This is a genomic window from Chamaesiphon sp. OTE_20_metabat_361, from assembly GCF_031364565.1.
Map to the genome: position 1 here is coordinate 1 of NZ_JANLWO010000853.1, position 4,939 is coordinate 4,939.

General features: G+C 49.2%; 8 protein-coding genes. 3 read left to right on the top strand and 5 right to left on the bottom strand.

The features are described 5' to 3' along the window. Positions 1-132: 132 nt before the first annotated feature. Both RMO35_RS23890 and RMO35_RS23895 read right to left on the bottom strand, forming a co-directional pair. Entirely contained in the window at positions 133-555 is a 423-nt protein-coding gene (locus RMO35_RS23890) for a hypothetical protein (protein ID WP_309745031.1), read from the bottom strand. Between the two features lie 325 nt (positions 556-880). Continuing rightward, positions 881-2,494, bottom strand: coding sequence for a S8 family serine peptidase (locus tag RMO35_RS23895; protein WP_309745033.1), 1,614 nt, complete (start codon positions 2,492-2,494; stop codon positions 881-883). Between the two features lie 141 nt (positions 2,495-2,635). Between RMO35_RS23895 and psaM the strand changes: the two genes are divergently transcribed. Both psaM and RMO35_RS23905 read left to right on the top strand, forming a co-directional pair. Continuing rightward, a complete protein-coding gene (gene psaM / locus RMO35_RS23900) occupies positions 2,636-2,731 on the top strand; it encodes a photosystem I reaction center subunit XII (protein WP_309745045.1) in 96 nt (31 codons plus the stop codon). Between the two features lie 190 nt (positions 2,732-2,921). Beyond that, positions 2,922-3,413: a hypothetical protein gene (locus RMO35_RS23905; RefSeq protein WP_309745035.1), complete on the top strand. Its 492-nt coding sequence runs from the start codon at positions 2,922-2,924 to the stop codon at positions 3,411-3,413. An 8-nt stretch (positions 3,414-3,421) separates the two neighbouring features. On the opposite strand, the gene RMO35_RS23910 is transcribed toward RMO35_RS23905, so the two are convergent. Together RMO35_RS23910 and RMO35_RS23915 are read right to left on the bottom strand one after the other, a co-directional pair. Beyond that, positions 3,422-3,607: a hypothetical protein gene (locus tag RMO35_RS23910; RefSeq protein WP_309745037.1), complete on the bottom strand. Its 186-nt coding sequence runs from the start codon at positions 3,605-3,607 to the stop codon at positions 3,422-3,424. Positions 3,608-3,866: 259 nt separating this feature from the next. Further along, positions 3,867-4,028: a hypothetical protein gene (locus RMO35_RS23915; RefSeq protein ID WP_309745039.1), complete on the bottom strand. Its 162-nt coding sequence runs from the start codon at positions 4,026-4,028 to the stop codon at positions 3,867-3,869. 11 nt (positions 4,029-4,039) lie between these two features. Between RMO35_RS23915 and RMO35_RS23920 the strand changes: the two genes are divergently transcribed. Continuing rightward, positions 4,040-4,276 (top strand): hypothetical protein, encoded by a 237-nt coding sequence (locus tag RMO35_RS23920; protein WP_309745041.1) that lies wholly within the window; start codon positions 4,040-4,042, stop codon positions 4,274-4,276. Positions 4,277-4,597: 321 nt separating this feature from the next. Here the strand turns inward: RMO35_RS23920 and RMO35_RS23925 are convergent. Then, a partial coding sequence (locus RMO35_RS23925; RefSeq protein WP_309745043.1) for a Sua5/YciO/YrdC/YwlC family protein occupies positions 4,598-4,939 on the bottom strand: 342 nt, incomplete at its 5' end.

A 4,939-nucleotide genomic window follows, 5' to 3' on the forward strand; every position in this document is an offset into this window, starting at 1 on the left:
TTATTAGGGGTGGGTGGGGTTTAATGATTGCGGGTGCAGTTAACGAGCTTGGGGATTTAGGAGTTGCTGCAATACCAGCAGCCGCAGGGTTAAGCTTACACTAAATTGTTTGGCTTGCCAAAATGCGTTCTGTCATTTTAATCGGCTAGGATAATTGCGCTCGGAGCCGATCGTGCGTTCTGCTAGGGCACTAAATCCGGGTAAGCGCAAAGATTTCTTTTGCCACAGTAGCACCATTAGCCACAAACTCGTTGTGAAATAGCCAGATGTAGCTAAAGTATTAAGAAATAATAATCGGAATCCGAGTGTCGATGCTCCTGATAAATCGGCACCGATATTTAGACTCAGGTACGTGCTCAACCAAGCAAACGCTAAGAAAATCGACAGACGACAGACTGCCAGTTGTCGTTTGTCGCGTTGGCGACGATAGATTGCCCAGATTGACGGCAATACTCCAATGACGGGCGTGAGATAGAGAAATGTTTCCAACCGATCTAAGGCGTCGCTATCGATGCTCTGGACTGGCTGTTGAACCGGATCTGGCGTTAATGTCATCGGCGATTATCTTGTCAAGAATAATGGTTTTTTCTCCATATATCTAAAATCCCCATTTTTTGAGTGTTTAGCACTATTTAAGCAAGTTTTTTTCGATCGGTCGATCGAATCGGTACGATCGGGAGCGAGCTATACCTAAACTTAGTTAACTATAAATTGGGATCTCGCGATCGCACATCTATCTTTGTACACATTTTTAGTCGGTCGGAGATTAGATGGGAGATGGGAGGTGGGAGAGGGTAAAGGGTAAAGGGTAAAGAGAACCGCAATTGTCCCCTAGTCCCCCAGTCTCCCCGTCCCCCAATCTCCCAGTCCCCTGGGAAGTCTATTTTTTGGCGGGAGCTGTCCACCAGGCTAGGGCGTAGGATTGTTGGGGGAGATTGATGGCGCGGCGGAAATAGACGCGAATTTTGTATTTGCCGGGGTCGCGAACTTTGTGAAAAATATGTTGGACGCTATCGACAGAACTCACTGACGACCACAAACTCCGATCGAGGCGATTTTCATTGGCGGGTAGCAAATATAGTTCGAGTTGATTGAGACCGCGATCGCGAAATGTTTCACCGAGATCGTACTGGCGGTTGTTGTTGGCGTCCTGCAATTCTACCAGTCGATCCCAGGAGAGGGTGATGGCGACCCAACTATTTTCGGCCAAAGGGCGATCGAGTGGATAGTCGCGATATTGCCCGGTCGCCAGCGATCGATAGTCCCAGCCGATCGCTGGAATCGGCAACACGCCAGAATGCTGACCGGAGCTAAATTGTTGATAAGCTCGAAAGGCATTTAATTGACCCGCACCGATCTGGTAGTCGAGTGGGACTTGCCGATCTTGGAAGGCTTCAGACTCCGTCCAATCGCGGTTATTTTTAGCGAGGATCGTCCGCGTCATCCCCAACCGCAAACCATCGCCCGCATCTTGAATTTTCTCAGCCGAATTGAGTAAAACGGCTTTCATCACCTCATGACGGCGCGAGTCGAGACTCCACTGGGGACGGATCTCAACTGGGAGTCGATTTTTAGTCCGCAACTGGCGATCGCCAAACTCTTGTAACAATGCTACCGTCCCCGTAGCATGTGGCGCGGCAAAACTGGTACCGCTGACGGTCGTGACTTTACCAGCTAAATTATAGAGCCGCAGACCGCCGCCTGGAGCAACTAAGCCGATCGAGCGCCGATTGCCGACATTGACTTCGCGATCTGCAATAATTTTGGCAGTACCGATCGGTGTTTCACTCAAGTTGGCAAAATCTAATTTCTGATAAATGCCCTGGCGGGTGGTCGAATAAGCGACATTAACACCGTTGTAATTGTCAGTCGGGATCGAGATGCCACCCTTGCCTTGATTGCCTGCAACCAGATACGTCACATTGTGTACGCGTGCCGACCAATCCAAGCATTGGGTGTAGAGCGCGTTGCCATCTAGCTTGGCATCAGGACGCGGATCGCGGTCTAATGGCTCGCCAAAGCTCAGATTGATCGCCCGCACGTCACCACCATTCTGGGTAGCGATATGCTGGGTAGAGAGGCATTCTTCCGCCTGTCCGGTGTCTTTGGGTACGCCGACGGCACTAGCATACAGTCGCGCATCGGGAGCGACACCGGGGTACTTTTTGTCGCGACTAATCATCACGGATGCCACCATCGTGGCATGTTGTTCGACATTGGTATCAGCTTTGGGCGAACCGTCTTGATAAAAAATTTGTTCGAGTTTAAATTTCAAGCGTTCGCCGGGTTTGTCCCAACCAAACTGTGCCGGACGACCGACTTCAACCTGTCCGATCGCAATTTTTTTACCAGTCAGGTTGTAGGGGGCTTGGTGTAGTCTCAATGCGTCAATACCCGTGCTACCGACAGAGTTGGCGGTTGGTAATGCCCAACTCGGTGCGACCGTACTCGCGATCGCCACCCCGATCGCGATCCGCAGCCAATGTTTATTCAATCACCCACTCCGTACTTAACTTAAATTAGCTATTTACCAGTTAATCATAGGTCGCTCTTTCTACATTTTGTTACAGGATCGCCAGTACCACCCAAAATTATCGCAAACTGTGTGTAGGTCAAATCCCTGTGTTTGGAGGAAATTCTCATGTCTGATACTCAAGTTTACGTTGCTTTGGCGATCGCGCTGATTCCCGGTCTGTTGGCGCTGCGTCTATCCACTGAACTGTACAAATAAATCAGCCCAGAGATCGGTTTGCCGATCTCGTCGGTCGATCGATTGGGATGTAGGTGAGTCTACATCCCAATTTTTGAATGTTAGTCACTGAGAAACCGCATTTACTTATCGATCGAATCAAAATTTTTAAGCTAAATGATGTGACAAGCCGTATAATAATGAAAATTTCAATTGGGTCACACTAATTTCTATGAGCGCACTACCTTCTTTCGAGCCTCCTCAGCAGCGTTCGCGGCGGATATCATCTAAGGTAGTGCGATCGCCACTGAAAACGGCGACTGTAGAGATACCCAAATCCGCTCCTACTGCTCCCCGCAAGCAGCTTAAACCAAATCCTGCCTACGCACATCGCCGTCAGGGATTGGAGGCGGCGACCAAATTAGTTACTTATTCAACTTTATCCGTCTTCGGAGCGATCGCTTTATTCGGCTCGATCGGCTATAACTACTCGCAACGCAATAAATTACAGCATCTCGAAACAGCATTACAAGCTGCGAAGATCCGCACCGAACAAGTCGATAGTAATTTTATTCGGGCATTCGATCCGCAAGCTCAAGTGAGTGTGATGCAGGAAAATAGTTATAAAGTCGCTCCAGATCGGCTCCAAATTTATCTAGTCGCGCCTACTGCCAAGCCAGCCGTGCCCATCGCACAAAGTAAGCCCGCACGGTCGGCAGATTAGACCGATTTCTAAAACCTACTCCAAGCCTTAGCAAATTCTCGCCCTTTGTCGCGTCCGTGACGATAAACTGCGACCAATCTAGCAGCAGTAGCTTTGGTAAAGTCTACACCGAGTTCCTTGAGCTGAACATCGGGACGAATAATGTCAATGGGGACACCCTGCTCGTGAGTGAAAATCGGCTCGATGTTAAACATATCACGGTACATCGTCCCTGGCTCATTGGCAATCGCGATCGTCCGTTGGCGGAGCCTCTCTGCAAGAGAATCGCCGCCCAGCTCGCTGGAATCACTGATGAAGATGCCGCAGCATAAGCATCAGCAACGATGCCAGCTTCTTCTAATGCTGTCAACACGCCATGAGCGAAAGCCCCTTTAAAACTACCGACCGGAGTAGCGATCGCGAGAGATTTTCGCTGCACTGTCTATTCAATCCCAAAATTTATCATCACCTATTCTACCCGACAGCAACTTCACCATCGCCATCATTTTGCCAGCAGTTCCAAATCTCAGCCGATTGTCTCGTTCTATACCGCGACAGCTTGTAACTACCAAATCCAACAATTATAATCGTCAGGAATCGTCCCGCTCCCGACTGAAGATTACAACTAGCGTTCATTAAATATTCTTATGAAAAAGCAACCCGCTCGTCAACTCGCGATCGCCCTGAGTGTTAGCGTTGGCTTATTATGTTCCCTCAATCTTGCCTTATTTGCACCTACCGCCGATGCCGCCTGTCGCCCCACTGGTCGCAGAGTCGCTGGTCGTGCTGTACTCGCTTGTTCTGGTGCTACCAGATGTCGTTTCACTGGTCGTTATAAAACCGTCAGAGGCGTTCGGTATCGGCTCCTACGTTGCCCTCAATAGGCTTTATTTAGGTTTTGGGTTTTAGGCTTTAGGCTTTAGGGTAAGAGGTAAGAGGTAAAAGGTAAGAGGTAATTAAGCAGTCCCCCCGTCTCCCTGGGATTGCCAATAACCTTAGACTTTCTGCGAAAGTACAAACAAAATTTTTTCTAGTACTGTCTTGTCTTGACGCACACAACAAAGGAGGGAACCTCCTTTGTCGTGTGCGCCGCTGTTGCGCCTTCATGGGTCGGAAACCTCCGCGAAGCGCACCGCTGTTATCGTATATATTTTTCCCTAAAGCCTAAAGCCTAAGACCTAACTCCTGACTTCCGCAGGAAGTCATTAGAGCCAAGCTGCAACTTCAGACCAGCCTAGACCCTCCCGAATTACTTCAGGAGGGTTTATGGTCATATCCAAGATTGTCGAGCCTTTCATGCCGGGTTCGGAGCTATCATCGATAATAATATCTACCAGCTTTTCGAGTCGATCGAACAATACCGCTTTCTCAACGGGATCGATCGAGTCGTCCTCATCCTCTGCTTGTAGATGTGCGGAGGCAGAAATCACCGGATTGCCCAAGGTTTCGAGCAAGACTTGACAGAGTACATGCTTGGGGACTCTAATCCCGGTAGTTTTGCGCTTGGGATCTTGAACTAACTTGGGAACGAGTTTGGTTGCGGGTAA

Excerpts from the sequence above, each read along its gene's own strand:
- RMO35_RS23890 (WP_309745031.1), bottom strand. The coding sequence starts at position 555 with ATGACATTAACGCCAGATCCGGTTCAACAGCCAGTCCAGAGCATCGAT.
- RMO35_RS23905 (WP_309745035.1), top strand. The coding sequence starts at position 2,922 with ATGAGCGCACTACCTTCTTTCGAGCCTCCTCAGCAGCGTTCGCGGCGG.
- RMO35_RS23910 (WP_309745037.1), bottom strand. The coding sequence starts at position 3,607 with ATGTTTAACATCGAGCCGATTTTCACTCACGAGCAGGGTGTCCCCATT.
- RMO35_RS23915 (WP_309745039.1), bottom strand. The coding sequence starts at position 4,028 with ATGAACGCTAGTTGTAATCTTCAGTCGGGAGCGGGACGATTCCTGACG.
- RMO35_RS23920 (WP_309745041.1), top strand. The coding sequence starts at position 4,040 with ATGAAAAAGCAACCCGCTCGTCAACTCGCGATCGCCCTGAGTGTTAGC.